This window comes from Micromonospora sp. SYSU B005, assembly GCF_055362685.1.
On sequence record NZ_JAXCFU010000001.1, the window covers coordinates 465,333 to 482,675 of the forward strand.

Consider the following 17,343-nt stretch of genomic DNA (forward strand, 5'->3'; position numbering starts at 1 on the left):
CATGCGCAAGGGCTTCCTCACCTTCGCGGCCGTCGGTCTCCTCGCGACCGGCAGCATGGCCGCCTGCGGTGACAACGGCGGTTCTTCCGACGAGGCCGGCGGCGGCTCCAACGCCAAGAAGCCGAAGATCGGCGTGATCCTGCCGGACAGCAAGTCCTCCGCCCGCTGGGAGGGCGCGGACCGCAAGTACCTGAAGGCGGCGTTCGACGCGGCCGGCGTCGAGTCCGACATCCAGAACGCGCAGAACGACAAGACCGCGTTCCAGACCATCGCCGACCAGATGATCACCAACGGCGTCAACGTCCTGATGATCGTCAACCTGGACTCCGGCACCGGCAAGGCCGTGCTCGACAAGGCCAAGTCGCAGGGCGTGGCGACCATCGACTACGACCGGCTGACCCTGGGCGGCTCCGCCCAGTACTACGTCAGCTTCGACAACGAGGCGGTCGGCAAGCTCCAGGGCGAGGGCCTGAGCAAGTGCCTGACCGACAAGGGCGTCAAGAACCCGTCGATCGCGTACCTCAACGGCTCGCCGACCGACAACAACGCCACCCTGTTCAAGAACGGGTACGACTCGGTGCTCAAGCCGAAGTTCGACTCGAAGGAGTACACCAAGGTCGCCGACGACCCGGTACCGGCGTGGGACAACGCGCAGGCCGCCACGATCTTCGAGCAGCAGATGACCAAGGCCGGCGGCAAGATCGACGGCGTGCTCGCCGCCAACGACGGTCTCGGCAACGCGGCCATCTCGGTGCTGAAGAAGAACAAGCTCAACGGCAAGGTCCCGGTGACCGGTCAGGACGCCACCAAGGAGGGCCTGCAGAACATCCTCGCCGGTGACCAGTGCATGACCGTCTACAAGGCGGTCAAGAAGGAGGCGGACGCTGCCGCCGAGCTGGCCATCGCGCTCGCCAAGGGCGAGAAGAAGGACACCGGCCAGACGGTCAAGGACCCGGAGGGCAACCGGGACGTGCCGGCCGTGCTGCTGGAGCCCAAGGCCATCTACAAGGACAACGTCAAGGACGTGGTGGCCGACGGCTACGTCACCAAGGAAGAGCTCTGCACCGGTGCCTTCGCGAAGCTCTGCACCGACGCCGGCGTGAGCTGACCCACCCGCCTCAGGCGGCGCCGCCCGGCACGGGTTCCCGTGCCGGGCGGCGCCCGCGCCGGACGGGATCCGAGACCTCCCTCCGCCCAAAGGAGAACCCCGTGTCCGCAACCCCCCTGCTGGAGCTACGCGGGATCGACAAGAGCTTCGGTCCCGTCCAGGTGCTGCGTGACGTCGCCTTCGCCGCGCACCCCGGCGAGGTGACCGCGCTCGTCGGTGACAACGGCGCCGGCAAGTCGACCCTGGTCAAGTGCATCAGCGGCATCCACCCCACCGACGCCGGCGAGTTCCTCTTCGACGGCCGGCCGGTGACCATCAACAGCCCCCGGGACGCCGCCGCGCTCGGGATCGAGGTCGTCTACCAGGACCTCGCGCTCTGCGACAACCTCGACATCGTCCAGAACATGTTCCTCGGCCGGGAGAAGCGCAGCGGCATCGTGCTCGACGAGCCGACCATGGAGCAGATGGCCGCCGAGACGCTCGCCGGGCTGAGCGTGCGCACCGTGAAGTCGCTGCGCCAGCACGTGGCAAGCCTCTCCGGCGGCCAGCGGCAGACAGTCGCCATCGCCAAGGCGGTGCTGTGGAACAGCCGGCTGGTCATCCTGGACGAGCCGACCGCCGCGCTCGGCGTCGCGCAGACCGCCCAGGTGCTGGAACTGGTGCGCCGGCTGGCCGACAACGGCCTGGCCGTGGTGCTCATCTCGCACAACATGAACGACGTCTTCGCCGTCTCCGACCGGATCGCCGCGCTCTACCTCGGCCAGATGGTCGCCCAGGTGAAGACCACAGACATCACCCACTCGCAGGTGGTCGAGCTGATCACCGCCGGCCGCTCCGGCAGCCTCGGCCTCACCGGCGAGCCGGGCGGCAACGGCGCCGCGCCCGCCGACACCACCCCAGGAGCCGTCCGATGACCGCCATCGTCGTGAAGAAGGAAGGCCCGGCCGGCGTCGCGCCGACACCGACCCTGAACAGCCACGTGAACAACTACTGGCGCCGGGTACGCGGCGGCGACATCGGCGCGCTCCCCGCTGTGGTGATGCTCGTGGCGCTGGCGGTGGGCTTCTCGATCGCCCGCCCGTCGTTCTTCACCGCCGGCAACCTGGCGAACCTGTTCACCCAGGGCGCGGCGGTCACGCTCATCGCCATGGGCCTGGTCTTCGTCCTGCTGCTCGGCGAGATCGACCTCTCCGCCGGCTTCGCCAGCGGCGTCTGTGCCGCGATCCTGGCCAACGTCGTGACAGTGCTCGGCTACCCCTGGTACGTGGCGGTGCTCGCCGCCGTCGTCACCGGTGTGGTGATCGGCACCGTGCTGGGCCTGCTGGTCGCCAAGGTCGGCATCCCGTCCTTCGTGGTCACGCTCGCCGGGTTCCTCGCCTTCCAGGGTGTCGTGCTGACGCTGATGGACGAGGGCGCCAACATCGCGATCCGCGACGACGTGCTCGTCGCGATCGCCAACCGCAACCTCTCCCCCGCGCTGGGCTGGGCGCTCGCCGCGGTGGCCGTCGCCGGGTACGCGGCGGTGCAGTTGCTCCGGTACCGCAACCGGGCCGCCCGTGGCCTGCTCACCGACCCGCTCACGGTGGTCGGCGCGCGGATCGCCGGCCTGGCCGTGATCCTCGGCGTGGCGGTCTACGTGCTCAACCTGGAGCGCAGCCGCAACGTGCTGATCACCTCGCTCAAGGGCGTGCCGATCGTGGTGCCGATCATCGCGGTGCTGCTGATCGTCTGGACGTTCGTGCTCCAGCGCACCAGCTACGGACGGCACATCTACGCGGTCGGCGGCAACGCCGAGGCGGCCCGCCGGGCCGGCATCAACGTCGACCGCATCCGTATCTCCGTCTTCGTCATCTGCTCCTCGATGGCCGCCATCGGTGGCATCGTGGCCGCCAGCAGGGGCAACTCGGTCGACCCCAACACCGGTGGCAGTAACGTACTGCTCTACGCCGTCGGCGCGGCGGTGATCGGCGGCACCAGCCTCTTCGGTGGCAAGGGCCGCATCCTCGACGCCGTGCTCGGTGGCGCGGTGGTAGCGGTCATCGACAACGGTATGGGACTGATGGGATACAGCTCGGGCGTGAAGTACGTGGTCACCGGTGTGGTGCTGCTCGCCGCGGCGACCATCGACGCGCTGTCGCGTCGGCGGGCCGCCGCCACCGGCAACCGCTGAGCAGGGGTACGGAAACACCATGGCAGTGGCAATGCGCGCGGGCCCCAGTCAGGACGAGATCCGTCGGCAGAACCTGGGCGCATTGCTCCGCTACGTACACGTGCACGGGGCCACCACCCGCGCCGAGCTGACCACAGCGCTCGGACTCAACCGCAGCACCATCGGCGCGCTGACCGCGGACCTGGCCGGCGCCGGTCTGGTCAGCGAGGGGACGCCGAAGGAGACCGGCCGGGCCGGACGACCGTCACTCGTCGTCCGACCCGAGTCGGGGCGGGTCTACGCGTACGCGTACAGCGTCGAGGTGGACCGGCTGCGGGCCGCGCGGGTCGGGCTCGGCGGTGAGGTGCTCGACCGCCGGGAGATGGACCGGCCGCGCAACCTGGTCGCCGGGGAGGCCGCCCCGCTGCTCGCGGGCGCGGTCAAGGAGATGCACCAGTCGGTGCCGCCGGACGCGATCTGCGTCGGCGCCGGGGTGGCCGTGTGCGGCATGGTCCGCCGGGAGGACGGGCTGGTCCGGCTCAGCCCCACCACCGGCTGGGTGGACGAGCCGATCGGCGCGGCGCTCGCCGTCGAGCTGGGGATAGACGTACCGATCACGGTGGGCAACGTGGCCGACGTGGCCGCGTACGCCGAACACGCCCGGGGCGCGGCGGTCGGCTGCGACAACGTCATCTACATCTACGGCGACGTCGGTGTGGGCGCGGGCATCATCGCCGGAGGGCGGCGGCTGAGAGGCCACGGCGGCTACGGCGGCGAGGTCGGCCACATGGTGGTGGTCCGCGACGGGGTGCGCTGCGACTGCGGCCGGCGCGGCTGCTGGGAGACCGAGATCGGCGAGCACGGGCTGCTGCGCGCCGCCGGCCGGTCCGAGGCACGTGGCCGGGACGCGCTGCTCGCCGTCTTCGACGCCGCCGACCGCGGTGACGCCCGCGCCCAGACCGCGGTACGGCAGGCCGGCGACTGGCTCGGCTTCGGCGTCGCGAATCTGGTGAACATCTTCAACCCGGAGATGGTCATCTTCGGCGGCACCATGCGCGACCTCTACCTGGCCTCCGCCGCGCAGGTACGCAGCCGGCTCAACTCCAACGGGCTGCCCGCGTGCCTGGAGCACGTGCGGCTGCGTACCCCGAAGCTCGGTGACGACGCGGCGCTGATCGGCGCCGCGGAGCTGGCGTTCGAACGACTCCTCGCCGACCCGCTGAACTGATCGGCCCGCCGATCCGTACCAGTGTGCGGACGGGCGGCCGGCTTGCGCGGCCGTCCACGACCCCGCGTACCGGTCCGGACCGAGGAGGCACCGCAACCATGGCATCGCTGGAATCCGCACGCCGCAAGCTGGCGCACCGGGTGGTACTGCTGCTCGCCGCGCTGGGCGCGGGGATCGGCGTCGTTCCCGGGACGGCGCAGGCCGCACCCAACCCCGGCGTGCAGATGAACGCCGCCGACATGACGCTGCTCAACGGCGTACGGCTGGCCGGGCTGTGGGAGATGCCGGCCGGGCAGATGGCGGCCGAGAAGGGCCAGTCCGCCCGGGTACGCGAGGTCGGCGCGGAGATCGCCAAGCAGCACGCGGAGCTGGACCAGCTGGTGGTCGAGGCGGCCAACAAGCTCGGAGCCACCCTGCCGACCGATCCGACGGCCGAGCAGAAGGGGTGGCTGACCGAGATGCAGAACGCCACCGGCGCCCGGTTCGACCAGATCTTCGTCACCCGGCTGCGGGTCGCCCACGGCAAGATCTTCCCGGTGATCGGCGCGGTCCGGGCCAGCACCCGCGACCCGATCGTGCGCAAGCTGGCCGAGGACGCCAACACGTTCGTCAACGACCACATGACCATGCTGGAGAGCACCGGGCTGGTGCGCTGGCAGCAGTTGCCGCCGGCCGCGCTGCCGCCCGCGCAGAGCGACTCGCTCGTCGCCGCCGCCCAGGCCAACGTGGGCAGCGGCGGTGGACTCCAGGTGGGCACCGGTGTGGTGTGGGCGGTGTTCCTGATCGCGCTCGGCACCGGCGGGTACGCGACCTGGCGGCTGACCCGCCGGTCCTAGCGAAGCAGCGGCGTCAGCGGTCGACCTGGGTGAAGTCCCAGCTGTGCGGCGGGCGGGCGATCAGGCGTGCCGGCGGTTCGGGCAGTTCCCGGGGGTTGTTCCGCCACTTGGAGATGACCACGAGCCGGTGGTCGGTGGAGGAGAACACCTCGCTGGAGACATGCATCGGGTCGTGCTCGAACTCGGGCAGCGCGGTCTCGCAGACCCAGGTGATCAGGTCGGCGAAGCCGTACGGCTCGGCCTTCGCCTCCCACATCCGGACGATCATGTCGGTCTCCTCCCCGCTCACACGCTGACCACTGTCAGCGGCATCGCCGAGTCGGCCGGCAGGTCCAGCCGGCTCGGCGCGACGCCCGCGGCCACCAGGTGGGAGCCGAGCGCGGCCACCATCGCGCCGTTGTCCGTGCAGAGCTTCGGCCGGGGCGTACGCACCCGGATGCCGTGCCTGCCGGCCCGCTGCTCGGCCATCGCCCGCAGCCGGGAGTTGGCCGCCACACCGCCGCCGATGACAAGCGTGTCGATGCCGCTGGTGCGGCAGGCGTCGATCGCCTTGCCGACCAGCACGTCGCAGACCGCCTCCTGGAAGGACGCGGCCACATCGGCGACCGGCACCGGCTCACCGGCCCGCTGCCGTGACTCCACCCAGCGGGCCACAGCCGTCTTCAGGCCGGAGAAGGAGAAGTCGTACCGGTGCCCGACCAGGTCCTTCGCGGCGGTCAGCCCGCGCGGGAAGGCGATCGACGCCGGGTCACCGGCGCGCGCCTCGCGGTCGATGTACGGCCCGCCGGGGAACGGCAGCCCGAGCAGCCGGGCCACCTTGTCGAACGCCTCGCCGGCCGCGTCGTCGATGGTGGCGCCGAGCGGTACGACGTCGCGTGCGAGGTCGTCGACGCGCAGCAGCGAGGAGTGCCCGCCGGAGACCAGCAGCGCGATGGCGGGCTCGGGTAGCGGGCCGTGTTCGAGCGTGTCCACAGCGACGTGCGCGGCGAGGTGGTTCACGCCGTACACCGGCTTCTCCGCCGCCACCGCGTACCCCTTGGCGGCGGCGACCCCGACGAGCAGCGCGCCGGCCAGGCCCGGCCCGGAGGTCACGGCGATGGCGTCGATGTCGGCGAGGGTGACGCCCGCCTCGCGCAGCGCCCGGTCCATGGTCGGCACGATGGCCTCCAGGTGGGCGCGGCTGGCCACCTCGGGCACCACACCGCCGAACCGGGCGTGCTCCTCGACGCTGGAGGCGAGCGCGTCGGCGAGCAGCGTGTGCCCGCGCACGATGCCCACGCCGGTCTCGTCGCAGGAGGTCTCGATGCCGAGGATCAGGGGTTCGTCAGCCATGCGCGTCAGTCCTCGTTGCGCTGCATGACCAGCGCGTCGGTGTTGCTCGGTTGGTAGTAGCCGCGCCGTACGCCGATCGGCTCGAACCCGTAGGTGGCGTAGAGCCGTTGCGCGGGCGCGTTGTCCGCGGCGACCTCCAGCAGCGTGCTGCGGGCGCCGCGCCGGGCCGCCTCGGCGAGCAGCGCCTCCAGCAGCAGCCGGCCGATCCCCCGGCGGTGGGCGTCCCGGCGCACCGCGACGTTCTGCACCCACGCCTCGTCGGGCGGGGACACGGCCAGCCCGGCGTAGCCGAGCACGGCGCCGTCGTCGTCGGTGGCGACCAGGTAGAAGTGCCCGTTGGCGAGTTCGTTCCAGAACATCGCCGCCGACCACTGCTCGGCGCCGAAGAGGTCCGCCTCGATGGGCAGCACCTGGTCGATGTGCCACCAGCGGAACCGGCCCAGCCTCATGGCAGGACCGGCTTGTGGCCGGTGGCCGCGACCGCGTCCGGGCGGCGCAGGTAGAGCGGGGTCAGCGTCTCGCCGGGCGCGCCCGCGCGGATCCGCGGCGCGGCGAGCCGGGCCAGCGCCAGCGGGTCCGGGTAGCGCGGCTCGTCGCGGACCGGCAGCCCCAGCACGTCCGCGTACCGGTGCGCGCCGTCGCCGACCGCGACGGTGACCGCCAGGTCGCGCGCCCGCTCGGCGGCCACCGCCGGGGCCGCCACCTCCGGGCCGACCAGGCGCTGGCCGGCGCCGTCGTAGACGGCCCAGTAGATCTCCCGGCGCCGCGCGTCGCTCGCCGCCAGCACCGGCTCGCCTGCGGCCGCCGGGTGGCCGAGCCCGTCCAGCGAGCAGACACCGTACGTCGGTACGCCGAGCACCTGACCCATGGCGGCGGCGGTGACCAGCCCGACGCGCAGCCCGGTGAACGGGCCCGGGCCGAGGCCGGCGACGATCGCGGCCAGGTCGGCTGGGCGCGCGCCGACATCCGCCAGCACGGCGTCGACCTGCGGCGCGAGCAGCTCGCCGTGGGCGCGGGCGTCGACTGTGCACCGGGACGCGCGGACCGCGACGCCGTCCGCCGAGACCTCGGCAAGGGCCGCGGTCACCGCGGGCGTCGAGGAGTCCACCACGAGTACGAGCACGGTAAGCCAGCCTAGCCGTCCGCCCCGCCCGTGCCCGGCACGCCCTCACCGCTCGCCCACTCACGGTGCGTAGCGCCCGAACTAAAGAGAAGAGGTGAGTGCCTTATGCCTCTGGGTCATAAATATGACTCAGAGGCATAAGACTTAGAAGAGGACTGCCATTCTCCGGAGATGACGGAGAGTCGCCTCGTTCGAGAGATCGCCGGCACCCTGCGGCGTGAACGCGAACAAGCAGGCCTCACCCAGCAGGCGCTGGCCGCTCGGTCCGGGCTCAGTCAGGCGGCCATCGCCCGGATCGAACGCGGCGACCGGCTGCCGAGCCTGACCACCGCGGAACGCCTGCTGGCCGCGCTCGGCCGGCAACTGCGGATCGAGGTCGAGCCGCTGGACAGTCACCTGGACGCCGCGCTGGACGAGATGGCCGGGACGGTGCTTGCCGAGCGGCTCGAAGTTCTCCGGCTGGATCGGATCATGGAGGCCCTGGGCGACCTGCCGTACGTGCTGTCGGGCGGCACGGCGGCGCTGCTGCAGGGCGCGCCGCTGCCGGTGGACGCGGTCGAGATCGCGGTGCGCTGGCGGGACTCGCCGCAGTTCAGCGCGCTCCTCGATCGGATCTACGCGCAGCGCTGGAACGCCCGATGGCAGGAGTGGGGCGGCATCCACACGGAGCCCGAGGAGCCGGGCGAGCACCGTTGGCTCACCCGCTACGGCGAACTGCGGGCCCGGATGTGCGAGGAGCTGCCCGAGCCCATCGAGGTCCGCCTCGGCGAACGTACGTACCCGGTCGAGCCGCTGGTCGAGGTGGAGGTGACCGACCGGCGCACGGCCGAGCTGCTGTCCCGGTACCGCCGGCGCCTCGCCGCGGCGGGCGAGGCGCCGGACGGGTCAGCCGGCTGAGCGTTCCCAGTCGATGGTGGGCAGCCCCGCGTCGGCCAGCGCCTTGTTCGCGGCGCTGAACGGGCGACTACCGAGGAAACCGCGCGGGTTCATCGGGCTCGGGTGCCCGGCCTCCAGCACCACGTGCTGCGGGTTGGTCACCAGCGCCGCCTTCTTGCGCGCGTAGCCGCCCCAGAGCAGGAAGACCACGCGCTGGTCGAGCGCGTCGAGCGCCCGGATGGTGGCGTCGGTGAACTCCTCCCAGCCCTTGTTGGCGTGCGAACCGGGCGTGGCCTGCCGGACCGTCAGCACCGAGTTGAGCAGCAGGACACCCTGCGCGGCCCAGCCGTCGAGGTTGCCGCTGCGCGGCTTCGGCACGCCCAGGTCCTCGCCCAGCTCCTTGAAGACGTTGCGCAGCGACGGCGGCACCGCCACCCCCTCGCGCACGCTGAAGCTCAGCCCGTGCGCCTGGCCCGCCTTGTGGTACGGGTCCTGCCCGAGGATCAGCACCCGGGTGTCGGCCGGCCCGCACAGCCGGTAGGCGGAGAAGAGGTCCTCCAGCGGCGGGAAGACAGTGGCGGTCGCGTACTCCCGGGTGACGAACTCGGCCAGCGCCGCGGTGCGGTCCGGGTCCAGGTGGGGGGTGAGCACGGCACGCCAGGCCTCCGGCAGCAGCGCCGGCAGGTCCAGGGTGGGGGCGTCGGGCATCGGCAACCTCTCCTCGTCGGTCGCCACCTTCTTACCAGCCGCGACCGACACTCCCGGTCGGCGGCGGGGCCGGGTACTGGACGAGAAAAGTTACCGGAGCGTAACCTACTGGCAAGTTACTTACGCCACACCGTCACTGCTAGCTTGCATCCACCACCATCGATGCTCGCTAGGAGTGCCCGTGAGCAGGAAAAACACCCGTCCCCGCACGCCCTCCGCCGCCCCCTCCCCCCGCCGCGCGGTCGGCCTCCGGATGCTGGCCGTCGCCGTGGCGGCAGCCACCTACCTGGCCGGATCCGGCGCAGCCGCAGCCGCCGACGGCACCACGCCGGTGGTCTCCCGCGGCGTGACGATCCCCGCCTTCTACCACCGGCCCGCCGACCTGCCCGCCACCAACGGCACGCTGATCCGTACCGAGCCGCTGCCGCTCGGCCTGAGCATCCCCGGGCTCGACGGCCGCCCGATGCCCGGCACCGCCACCCGCCTGATGTACAGGTCCACCGACTCCAACGGCCGGGCCGTCGGCGTGACCGGCGCCTACATCGAACCGTCGGCGGCGTGGCGGGGCACCGGACCGCGCCCGCTGGTCGCCGTCGCCTCCGGCACCATGGGGCAGGGCGACCAGTGCGCGCCCTCGTTCGCACTGCAACACCCGCTCACCCTCACCGGCGACACCCTGTCCGTCGGCTACGAGGCCCTGGCGATCTACCGCCTGCTCGCCACCGGCGCCGCGGTGGTCGTCACCGACTACGTCGGGCTGGGCGCGACCGACCGGCTGCACACGTACGTCAACCGCCTCGACGAGGGACGCGCCCTGCTCGACGCGGCCCGCGCCGCCCGCACGGTGCCGGGAGCATCGGTGACCGCACAGTCCCGGGTCGGCCTGTACGGCTACAGCCAGGGTGGCGGCGCCAGCGCCGCCGCCGCCGAACTCCAGCCCACCTACGCGCCGGACGTGCCGCTCGCAGGAACCTACGTCGGCGCGCCGCCGGCCGACCTGACCGCCGTCATCGGCGGCATCGACGGCAGCGCGCTGGCCGGGGCGCTGGGCTGGTCGCTCAACGGCTTCGCCCAGTCCGACCCGGCGGTGCGGGACGTCATCGAGGCGAACATCAACGACGCCGGCCGGGCGGCGCTCGCCGACACCTCGACCATGTGCGTCGGTGACGCCATCCTCCGGTACGCGTTCACCAAGAGCAGCAGGTGGATCACCGGCGGACGGTCCCTCACCGCCGTCATCGCCGCCGCGCCCGAGGCCCAGGCCGTCCTCGACCGGCAGCGCATCGGCACGCTCAAGCCCGCCGGCCCGGTACGCGTGGCAACAGGCGTCCAGGACGACATCGTGCCCCACCGGCAGGCCCGCCAACTGGCGGTCGACTGGTGCCGCAAGGGCGCCAACGTGACCTACCAGGCCGTCAGCCTGCCCAACCTCGGCGACAAGCTCCTCACCAACCACCTGGCGCCGCTCATCACCGATCAGGGCGACGCGGTGGCCTGGCTGACCGACCGGCTCGCGGGGCGCACCGCCTACTCCAACTGCTGGACGATGCCCCTTCAGCCCTAGGACAGTTCGGCGACCCGGGCGGCCCAGTCGCCGCCGACCGGCTCCAGCGTGACCGCCCGGGTGTCGTCGTCGCGGCGGTCGATGCGTACCCGCAGGTGCGCGTCGACCAGCTGCTCGACCATCCCCTCGCCCCACTCCACCACGGTGACCGCCTCGTCCACCGAGGCGTCCAGGTCGAGGTCGTCGATCTCCGCGCGCGGGTCGGCGGCCTCACCCAGGCGGTACGCGTCGGCGTGCACGAGCGTCACCCGGCCACCCCGCGCCGGGTCGGGCCGGTGCACCCGGGCGATGACGAAGGTGGGCGAGGTGATGTCCCCGCGTACGCCGAGACCGGCGCCGATGCCCTGGGTCAGCGCGGTCTTGCCGGCCCCGAGCGGGCCGCTGAGCAGCAGCAGGTCACCGGCGCGCAGCACACCTGCAAGCCGCCGCCCGAACTCGTGGGTGTCGTCGACCGTCTTCAGCTCCACGATCACCGTCATAGCGAATCCAGGAACCTCTCCAGCGCCGCGTTCACCTCGTCGGCGTGCTCCAGCATCACCACGTGCCCGCTGTCGTCGATCTTCACGAACTCGGCGTGCGGCAGCCGCCGGACGATCTCCTCGGAGTGCGTCACCGGCGTGATCATGTCCTTGTCCCCCACGATCACCAGCACCGGCGTGCCGGCCAGCGCCGCCAGCGCCGGGAACCGGGAGTGGGTGGCGATCGTGCGCAGGTAGCGGGTGACCGTGTCGGCCGAGGTGCGCGAGTTCATCATCTCGACGTACGACACCAGGGCCGGGCTCGGCTTCGACGTGCCGAAGCCGTACTTGCGGGTGAGCAGCCAGGCCACGTTCGAGGTCGACCGGCGCGCCCGGTCGATCACGGTGCCGCCGTACCGGGTGGCGTTGCTCATCATGTAGAGCACCGGCGAGCCGACGCGGCCGAGCAGCGCGGGCGCCACCAGCTTGGTCTCCGCCGCCAGGCCGCCCGAGGTCGCCATCAGCACGGTGCCGACCACCCGGTCACCGAACATCTCCGGGTGCAGCTCGGCCAGCGCCATGATCGTCATGCCGCCCATCGAGTGCCCGACCAGCACCAGCGGACCCTCCGGGGCCACCTCGTCGAGCACCCGGCGCAGCGTGTGGCCCAGCGCGGTCAGGTCGTACTCGCCGCTCTCCAGCCGGCCGGAGCGGCCGTGCCCCGGCTGGTCGTACGCGACCACCCGGTAGTCGCCGCGCTCGGCGAGCCGCTTGCGCTGGAAGTGGAACGTGCCCATGTCCAGGCAGAACCCGTGCACCAGCACCACTGTCGGGTGCCCGGCGACCGGACGGGTCGGCTCGACCACCTCCACGTGGATGTCGGTGCCGTCCGGCATCTCCAGCCGGTACGCCTCGTCGTAGCGCTGCTCGCCGAAGATCTCGTCGGCGTACCTGTCGGTGGGGTCGTTCTTGAGCCGGCGGACCAGGACCCGCTCGCTCACCACGCCCGCCGCGAGCCCGGCGGCAGCCACACCGACGGCGGCGCCGACCAGCCCGGCGACCTTGCCGGCGGCGGTACGCGGACGCGGCAACCGGACACTCATGCGCGCTCACCGTCGTAGACGCGGGGCACGCGCACGCCGCCGAAGCGGGTCACGATCTCGTAGTTGATGGTGCCGACCGCCTCGGCCCAGTCGTCGGCGGTGGGCTCGCCGTCCGCGCCACTGCCGAACAACGTCACCACGTCGCCGGCGGCCACCTCGTCGTCGCCGCAGTCGACCACGAACTGGTCCATGCAGACGCGCCCGGAGATGGTCCGGCGCTTGCCGGCGAGGTGCACCGGGCCGGTGTTGGAGGCGTGCCGGGGCACCCCGTCGGCGTAGCCGAGCGGCACCACCGCGAGGTTGGCCTCCTGCCCGGTCAGGTAGGTGTGCCCGTACGAGACGCCGGTGCCGGCCGCGACGCGCTTGGTGAGCATCACCCGGGCGCGGGCGGTCATGGCGGGACGCAGGCCGAACTGCTCACCCGCGACCGGCGACAGCCCGTAGACGGCGATGCCGGGCCGGACCAGGTCGAAGTGGGTGTCCGGCCGGGTCAGCGTAGCGGCCGAGTTGGCCAGGTGCCGGTAGCGCGGACGCAGCCCGGCGCGCGCCACCATCTCCAGCCCTTCGTGGAACACGGCGAGCTGGCGGTCGGTGGTGGGGTGGCCGGGCGAGTCGGCGTACACGAAGTGGCTCCACACGCCGACCACCTCGACCAGGCCGTCGGCCTGGGCCTTCGCGGCGGCCTCCAGCAGCGTCGGCCAGTCGGCGACGGTGGCGCCGCCCCGGGCCAGCCCGGTGTCGATCTTGAGGTGCAGCCGGGCCGCGCGGTCCGCCCGGCGGCTCGCCTCGATCATCTCGTCGAGCTGGGGGAGGCTGGCGCAGCCGAGGTCGACGCCGACGGTGATCCCGTCGTGCAGCGGCAGGCCGGGGTCGAGCAGCCAGGCCAGCACCGGCGCGGTGATGCCCGCCTCACGCAGCCGCAACGCCTCGTCCAGCGTGCAGACGCCTAGCTGGTCCGCCCCCGCGTCGAGCGCCGCCCGGGCGGCGGGCACCATGCCGTGGCCGTAGCCGTCGCCCTTGACCACCGCCATCAGCTCGGCGCTGGTGCCGGCCTTGAGCCGGGTCACGTTCTCCCGGATCGCGTCCAGGTCGACGCGCACCTCCGACTGCCACATGTCCTCAGCCTACTTCCGTCAGTGATCATCAGCGCCGTGAGCCGTCCGGGCGGTGCCCGTCGCCACCCGGACGTCGCCGCCCGGATCAGCCCAGCCGGGCCAGTACCGGACGCAACGCCGCCGCCACGTCGGGCGCGGTCACCGGACCGCCGCGCGCCGCCTCCCGGCCGGCCAACCCGTGCAGGTACGCCGCCGCGGCCGCCGCCCGCTCCGGCGCGAGCCCGGCGGCGAGCAGCGAGCCCAGCAGCCCGGCCAGCACGTCGCCGGTGCCGCCGGTGGCGAGCACCGGGGTGCCGGTCGGGTTCACGTACGCGCGGCCGTCCGGCGTGCCGATGATCGTGCGGTCGCCCTTGAGCAGCACCACCGCGTTCATCCAGGCGGCCAGCCGCAGCGCGGCGGCGACCCGGTCCTCCCCCGGCATCTCGCCACAGAGCCGGGCGTACTCCCGGTCGTGCGGCGTCACCACGATCGGCGCGTCCCGGCCGCGCAGCCGATCGGCCAGCTTGCCGTCGACGAGCAGCGTCAGCGCGTCCGCGTCGAGCACCACCGGCACCGGCGCGGCCAGCACCGCGCGCAGCTCGGCGGCGGAGTCCTCGCCGGTGCCGAGCCCGGAGCCGCAGACCCACGCCTGCACCCGGCCCGCGTCGGCGACCCGGCCGGTGGCGATCACCGACGGGTGCTGGTGCAGCACCTCGCCCTTGGCGCTCCCGGCGTAGCGGACGAGGCCGGTGGGGCCGGCGAGCGCCCCGGCGACAGAGAGCACCGCGGCGCCGGGGTAGGTGGCCGATCCGGTGGCCACGCCGACCACACCCCTGGTGTACTTCTCCGACGACGCGCCCAGCGCCGGCCACCACTCGACGACGTCCGCCTGCTCGATCACCTGGAGCGACGGGGTGCCGCGCAGCCACGGCGTCAGCCCGATGTCGACCAGCTCGACCTCGCCGGCCAGCTCGGCGGCCGGGCCGACGACCAGTGCGGGCTTGAGCGCGCCGAAGGCCACGGTCACGTCGGCGCGGACCGCCCGGGGCCGCCCGGCGTCGGTGAGCGGGACGTGGCCGGTGTCGACAGCGACGCCGCTCGGCACGTCGACCGCGACCACAGTGGCGGGCGTGCCGTCGCGCCCGCGTTGCCCGGTCAGGCTCGCGGCCAGTTGCTCGGCCGTCTCGCGGAGCCCTCCGGTGCCGCCGATGCCCACGATGCCGTCGAGCACCAGGTCGACCACTGCGGGCGGCCGGTCGGCCACGCGCCCGCCGGCGGCGCGCAGCGCGGCCAGGCCCTCGGCGTGCGCCCGGCCCGGCGTGAGGAGCAGCGCGGTCACCGCCGCGCCCCGGCGGGCCAGGTGCGCGCCCGCGAAGAGGGCGTCGCCGCCGTTGTCGCCGGACCCGGCGAGCACGAGCACCCGGGCGCCGTAGACGCCGCCCCGGTCGGCGAGCAGCAACGCGCAGCGGCGGGCCAGCCCGGCCGCGGCCCGCTGCATGAGCGCACCGGGCGGGAGGGTGGCCATCAGGCCCGCCTCCGCCGCGCGAACGTCCGCGACCCGCCACACCTGTCTCATGCCACCCCGCCCCGCTCGTCGCGCCGGCTCAGCTTCCGCTCGCGGCTCCCCCGATCACGGCCTCACCCTACCGGCGGTACGCGCCTCCGACCGGCTGGCGGACAAGCCCTGTGGATAACCCCGACCCTTGTCCACAGGGGTCGGCGGCCACCGTCTGGTGCCGCCTAGCGTCCCGGTGTCCGGAGCCGGCCGGTGGCGCCGGGCGAGGGAGGGCACGTGGTGGAGAAACCGTTCGACGTCGATCCGGAGCTGCTGCGATCGGTGGCGCGCGAGCTGGCCGACGATGCGTACCGGCTGGCTCGCGGGCCGGGCGCGGCGCCGGAGTCGTTGCTGGTGGCGGCGCCGGACGGCTGGCGATCCGCGATGGCGCTTACCGAATTGGAGTCCGCCGTACGGCGCTGGTCCGGCGCGCTCGGCGCCCGGGTGGCCGACACCGCTCAGGCGTTGCGCCGTGGCGCGGACGGCTACGAGGCGGTCGACGAACGCGCCGCCCGCCGCCTCACCGGGGTGCTCCGGTGAACGGCGGGAGTGCCGACGCCGCCGCGCCGGTCGGCTACGCGCAGCTCTGGCGCGCCGACCCGTGCGCCTGGTCCACCGCCGGGACGGCGTGGCGGGGCCTCACCACGCCGGTACGGCAGCGCGCCGACGCGTTTACCGCCCGGATCGGCACGCTTCGCCCCGGGTGGTCGGGTGCCGCCGCGACGGCGGCGCAACGGCGGATCGGGGACCTGCGCACCGACCTCACCGACGTGCTTCCCGCCCTGGTCGAGGTCGACCAGGTGCTCGCCGAGTTCGGCGCCCGGCTGGGCGCGGCGAAGGCCCGGCTCGGCGCCGAGGTGGCCCGCGCCGAGTCGGGTGGCCTGCTCGTCGACCGCACCGGAGCGGTCCGGCCCGACCCGGCGCGGCCGGTGGCACAGGCCGGACCGGCGGTGGTCCACGCGCGGGCCGGCATCCGGGGTGCGCTGACGCTCGCCGGCGCCGCCGACCGGGAGGCGGCCGGCCGGCTGGCGGAACTGGCCACCGCCGCGGTACGCGGCTGGGTGAGCGTGCCGCCCGCGTACCGGCCCGGGCCCGGCGCCGGGCCGACCGAGGTGAGCCGCTGGTGGGCCGGTCTGAGCGCGGCCGAGCGGCGCTGGCTGGTCGGGCGGGAACCGGGCCGGATCGGGCGCCTCGACGGCGTACCGGCAGCCGCCCGGGACCAGGCCAACCGGCTGCTGCTCGGTGACCGGCGGGAGCGGTTGCTCGTACGGCGGCTCGCCCTGCTGCACCCGCTTCCGGCCGGGCCGTTGGAGGCGTCCCGCCGGGTCCGGCTCGCCGCTGTCGAGGCGGCGCTACGCGGGTTGGACGGGCTCACCGAGCGGCTGGCCGCGGGCGGGGCGCCCCGGGCGTACCTGCTGGGGCTCGACCCGGCCGGCGACGGCCGCGCGGTGGTGGCGCTCGGCAACCCGGACCGCGCCGCCTCGGTGCTCACGTACGTCCCGGGCATGACCTCGGATCTCGCCGACGCGCCGGCCGAGCTGGGCCGCGCGGCCCGGGTGTTGCAGCGCTGCGCGGCGCTCGGACCGGGCGAGGAGGCGGCGGCGGTGCTCTGGCTGGACTACGACGCGCCGGACTTCCTCAACGAGGCGGCCGGCACCCGGCAGGCCGAGGACGCCGGCCCGGCGCTGCACCGGTTCCAGGACGGGCTGCGGGCCGCGCACGAGGGCCCGCCGGCCCGGCAGACGGTGCTCGGGCACAGCTACGGCTCGCTCGTGGTCGGCGCCGCCGCCCGCGACCACGGGTTGAGCGCCGACGCGCTGGTCTTCGTCGGTTCGCCGGGGGTCGGCGTGGACCACGCCGCCGAGCTGCGGATGCCCGCCGGTCAGGTCTGGTCGTCGACCGCGCCGGACGACGTGATCCGGCTGGCCCGTCCACCGGAGGAGTTGGCCCGCCGCGCGCTGCTCGCGGGTACGCCGCTCGGTCCGGCGCTCGCCGTGCTCGACGGGCCCGGCGAGCGGCTCTGGTTCGGCGCCGACCCGAGCGCGCCGGGCTTCGGCGGCCGGCGCTTCCCGAGCGCCCCGCACGGCCACACCGGCTACTGGGACCCGGACAACCCGGCGCTGGACGGCATGGCCCGGATCGTGCTGGGCCGATGACCACCCGCGGCCCTTCGGGCGACCGCCTGCGGCCCTCCGGCGGCCGTCCGCGA

The 17,343-nt window shown here is 73.7% G+C and carries 18 protein-coding genes; 9 read left to right on the forward strand and 9 right to left on the reverse strand.

Annotated elements, in window-relative coordinates; all coding sequences use genetic code 11:
* The first annotated feature begins 1 nt into the window (after position 1).
* The 5 genes from SM452_RS02145 (at position 2) to SM452_RS02165 (ending at position 5,321) form a co-directional block, all read left to right on the forward strand.
* Positions 2-1,108 carry a sugar ABC transporter substrate-binding protein gene (locus tag SM452_RS02145; RefSeq protein WP_355506254.1) on the forward strand — a complete coding sequence of 369 codons (1,107 nt, stop codon included), beginning with the start codon at positions 2-4 and terminating at the stop codon, positions 1,106-1,108.
* Between the two features lie 101 nt (positions 1,109-1,209).
* On the forward strand, positions 1,210-2,022 hold the full coding sequence (locus SM452_RS02150; protein ID WP_120573138.1) for an ATP-binding cassette domain-containing protein: 813 nt from the start codon (positions 1,210-1,212) through the stop codon (positions 2,020-2,022).
* The gene (locus SM452_RS02155; protein ID WP_355506251.1) at positions 2,019-3,278 is read left to right on the forward strand and encodes a sugar ABC transporter permease; all 1,260 of its coding nucleotides are present in this window, start codon (positions 2,019-2,021) and stop codon (positions 3,276-3,278) included. The genes SM452_RS02150 and SM452_RS02155 overlap by 4 nt, the downstream gene beginning before the upstream one ends.
* A gap of 31 nt (positions 3,279-3,309) precedes the next feature.
* On the forward strand, positions 3,310-4,485 hold the full coding sequence (locus SM452_RS02160) for an ROK family protein (RefSeq protein WP_030501547.1): 1,176 nt from the start codon (positions 3,310-3,312) through the stop codon (positions 4,483-4,485).
* A gap of 98 nt (positions 4,486-4,583) precedes the next feature.
* Complete coding sequence (locus SM452_RS02165) at positions 4,584-5,321, forward strand: DUF4142 domain-containing protein (protein ID WP_194801382.1); 738 nt, start codon at positions 4,584-4,586, stop codon at positions 5,319-5,321.
* A gap of 13 nt (positions 5,322-5,334) precedes the next feature.
* Here SM452_RS02165 and SM452_RS02170 read toward each other — a convergent pair whose 3' ends face one another.
* The 4 genes from SM452_RS02170 to tsaB are packed head-to-tail and all read right to left on the reverse strand — an operon-like array spanning position 5,335 to position 7,776.
* Entirely contained in the window at positions 5,335-5,589 is a 255-nt protein-coding gene (locus tag SM452_RS02170; protein ID WP_091426737.1) for a hypothetical protein, read from the reverse strand.
* A gap of 17 nt (positions 5,590-5,606) precedes the next feature.
* Complete coding sequence (tsaD, locus tag SM452_RS02175) at positions 5,607-6,653, reverse strand: tRNA (adenosine(37)-N6)-threonylcarbamoyltransferase complex transferase subunit TsaD (RefSeq protein ID WP_355506249.1); 1,047 nt, start codon at positions 6,651-6,653, stop codon at positions 5,607-5,609.
* A gap of 5 nt (positions 6,654-6,658) precedes the next feature.
* Positions 6,659-7,102, reverse strand: coding sequence for a ribosomal protein S18-alanine N-acetyltransferase (gene rimI / locus SM452_RS02180; RefSeq protein WP_355506247.1), 444 nt, complete (start codon positions 7,100-7,102; stop codon positions 6,659-6,661).
* Positions 7,099-7,776 (reverse strand): tRNA (adenosine(37)-N6)-threonylcarbamoyltransferase complex dimerization subunit type 1 TsaB, encoded by a 678-nt coding sequence (gene tsaB / locus SM452_RS02185; protein ID WP_355506245.1) that lies wholly within the window; start codon positions 7,774-7,776, stop codon positions 7,099-7,101. The genes rimI and tsaB overlap by 4 nt, the downstream gene beginning before the upstream one ends.
* A 171-nt stretch (positions 7,777-7,947) precedes the next feature.
* On the opposite strand from tsaB, the gene SM452_RS02190 reads away from it, so the two are divergent.
* Positions 7,948-8,673 carry a helix-turn-helix transcriptional regulator gene (locus tag SM452_RS02190; protein WP_355506243.1) on the forward strand — a complete coding sequence of 242 codons (726 nt, stop codon included), beginning with the start codon at positions 7,948-7,950 and terminating at the stop codon, positions 8,671-8,673.
* On the opposite strand, the gene ung is transcribed toward SM452_RS02190, so the two are convergent.
* Positions 8,662-9,360: a uracil-DNA glycosylase gene (gene ung, locus SM452_RS02195; protein ID WP_262013056.1), complete on the reverse strand. Its 699-nt coding sequence runs from the start codon at positions 9,358-9,360 to the stop codon at positions 8,662-8,664. The two genes, SM452_RS02190 and ung, sit on opposite strands and share 12 nt — an antisense overlap.
* A gap of 181 nt (positions 9,361-9,541) precedes the next feature.
* Between ung and SM452_RS02200 the strand changes: the two genes are divergently transcribed.
* Positions 9,542-10,924, forward strand: a complete 1,383-nt coding sequence (locus tag SM452_RS02200) for a lipase family protein (protein WP_355506240.1) — start codon at positions 9,542-9,544, stop codon at positions 10,922-10,924.
* On the opposite strand, the gene tsaE is transcribed toward SM452_RS02200, so the two are convergent.
* The 4 genes from tsaE to SM452_RS02220 form a co-directional block, all read right to left on the reverse strand.
* Positions 10,921-11,403, reverse strand: coding sequence for a tRNA (adenosine(37)-N6)-threonylcarbamoyltransferase complex ATPase subunit type 1 TsaE (gene tsaE / locus SM452_RS02205; RefSeq protein WP_194801390.1), 483 nt, complete (start codon positions 11,401-11,403; stop codon positions 10,921-10,923). The two genes, SM452_RS02200 and tsaE, sit on opposite strands and share 4 nt — an antisense overlap.
* Complete coding sequence (locus tag SM452_RS02210; protein WP_355506237.1) at positions 11,400-12,485, reverse strand: alpha/beta fold hydrolase; 1,086 nt, start codon at positions 12,483-12,485, stop codon at positions 11,400-11,402. The genes tsaE and SM452_RS02210 overlap by 4 nt, the downstream gene beginning before the upstream one ends.
* Entirely contained in the window at positions 12,482-13,600 is a 1,119-nt protein-coding gene (gene alr, locus SM452_RS02215) for an alanine racemase (protein WP_262013059.1), read from the reverse strand. Before alr ends, SM452_RS02210 begins: the two co-directional genes overlap by 4 nt.
* A gap of 85 nt (positions 13,601-13,685) precedes the next feature.
* Complete coding sequence (locus tag SM452_RS02220; protein ID WP_463839215.1) at positions 13,686-15,155, reverse strand: NAD(P)H-hydrate dehydratase; 1,470 nt, start codon at positions 15,153-15,155, stop codon at positions 13,686-13,688.
* A gap of 219 nt (positions 15,156-15,374) precedes the next feature.
* Between SM452_RS02220 and SM452_RS02225 the strand changes: the two genes are divergently transcribed.
* Positions 15,375-15,674, forward strand: a complete 300-nt coding sequence (locus tag SM452_RS02225) for a type VII secretion target (protein WP_463839216.1) — start codon at positions 15,375-15,377, stop codon at positions 15,672-15,674.
* Positions 15,671-17,290, forward strand: coding sequence for an alpha/beta hydrolase (locus tag SM452_RS02230; protein ID WP_463839217.1), 1,620 nt, complete (start codon positions 15,671-15,673; stop codon positions 17,288-17,290). Before SM452_RS02225 ends, SM452_RS02230 begins: the two co-directional genes overlap by 4 nt.
* The last annotated feature ends 53 nt before the right edge of the window (positions 17,291-17,343 follow it).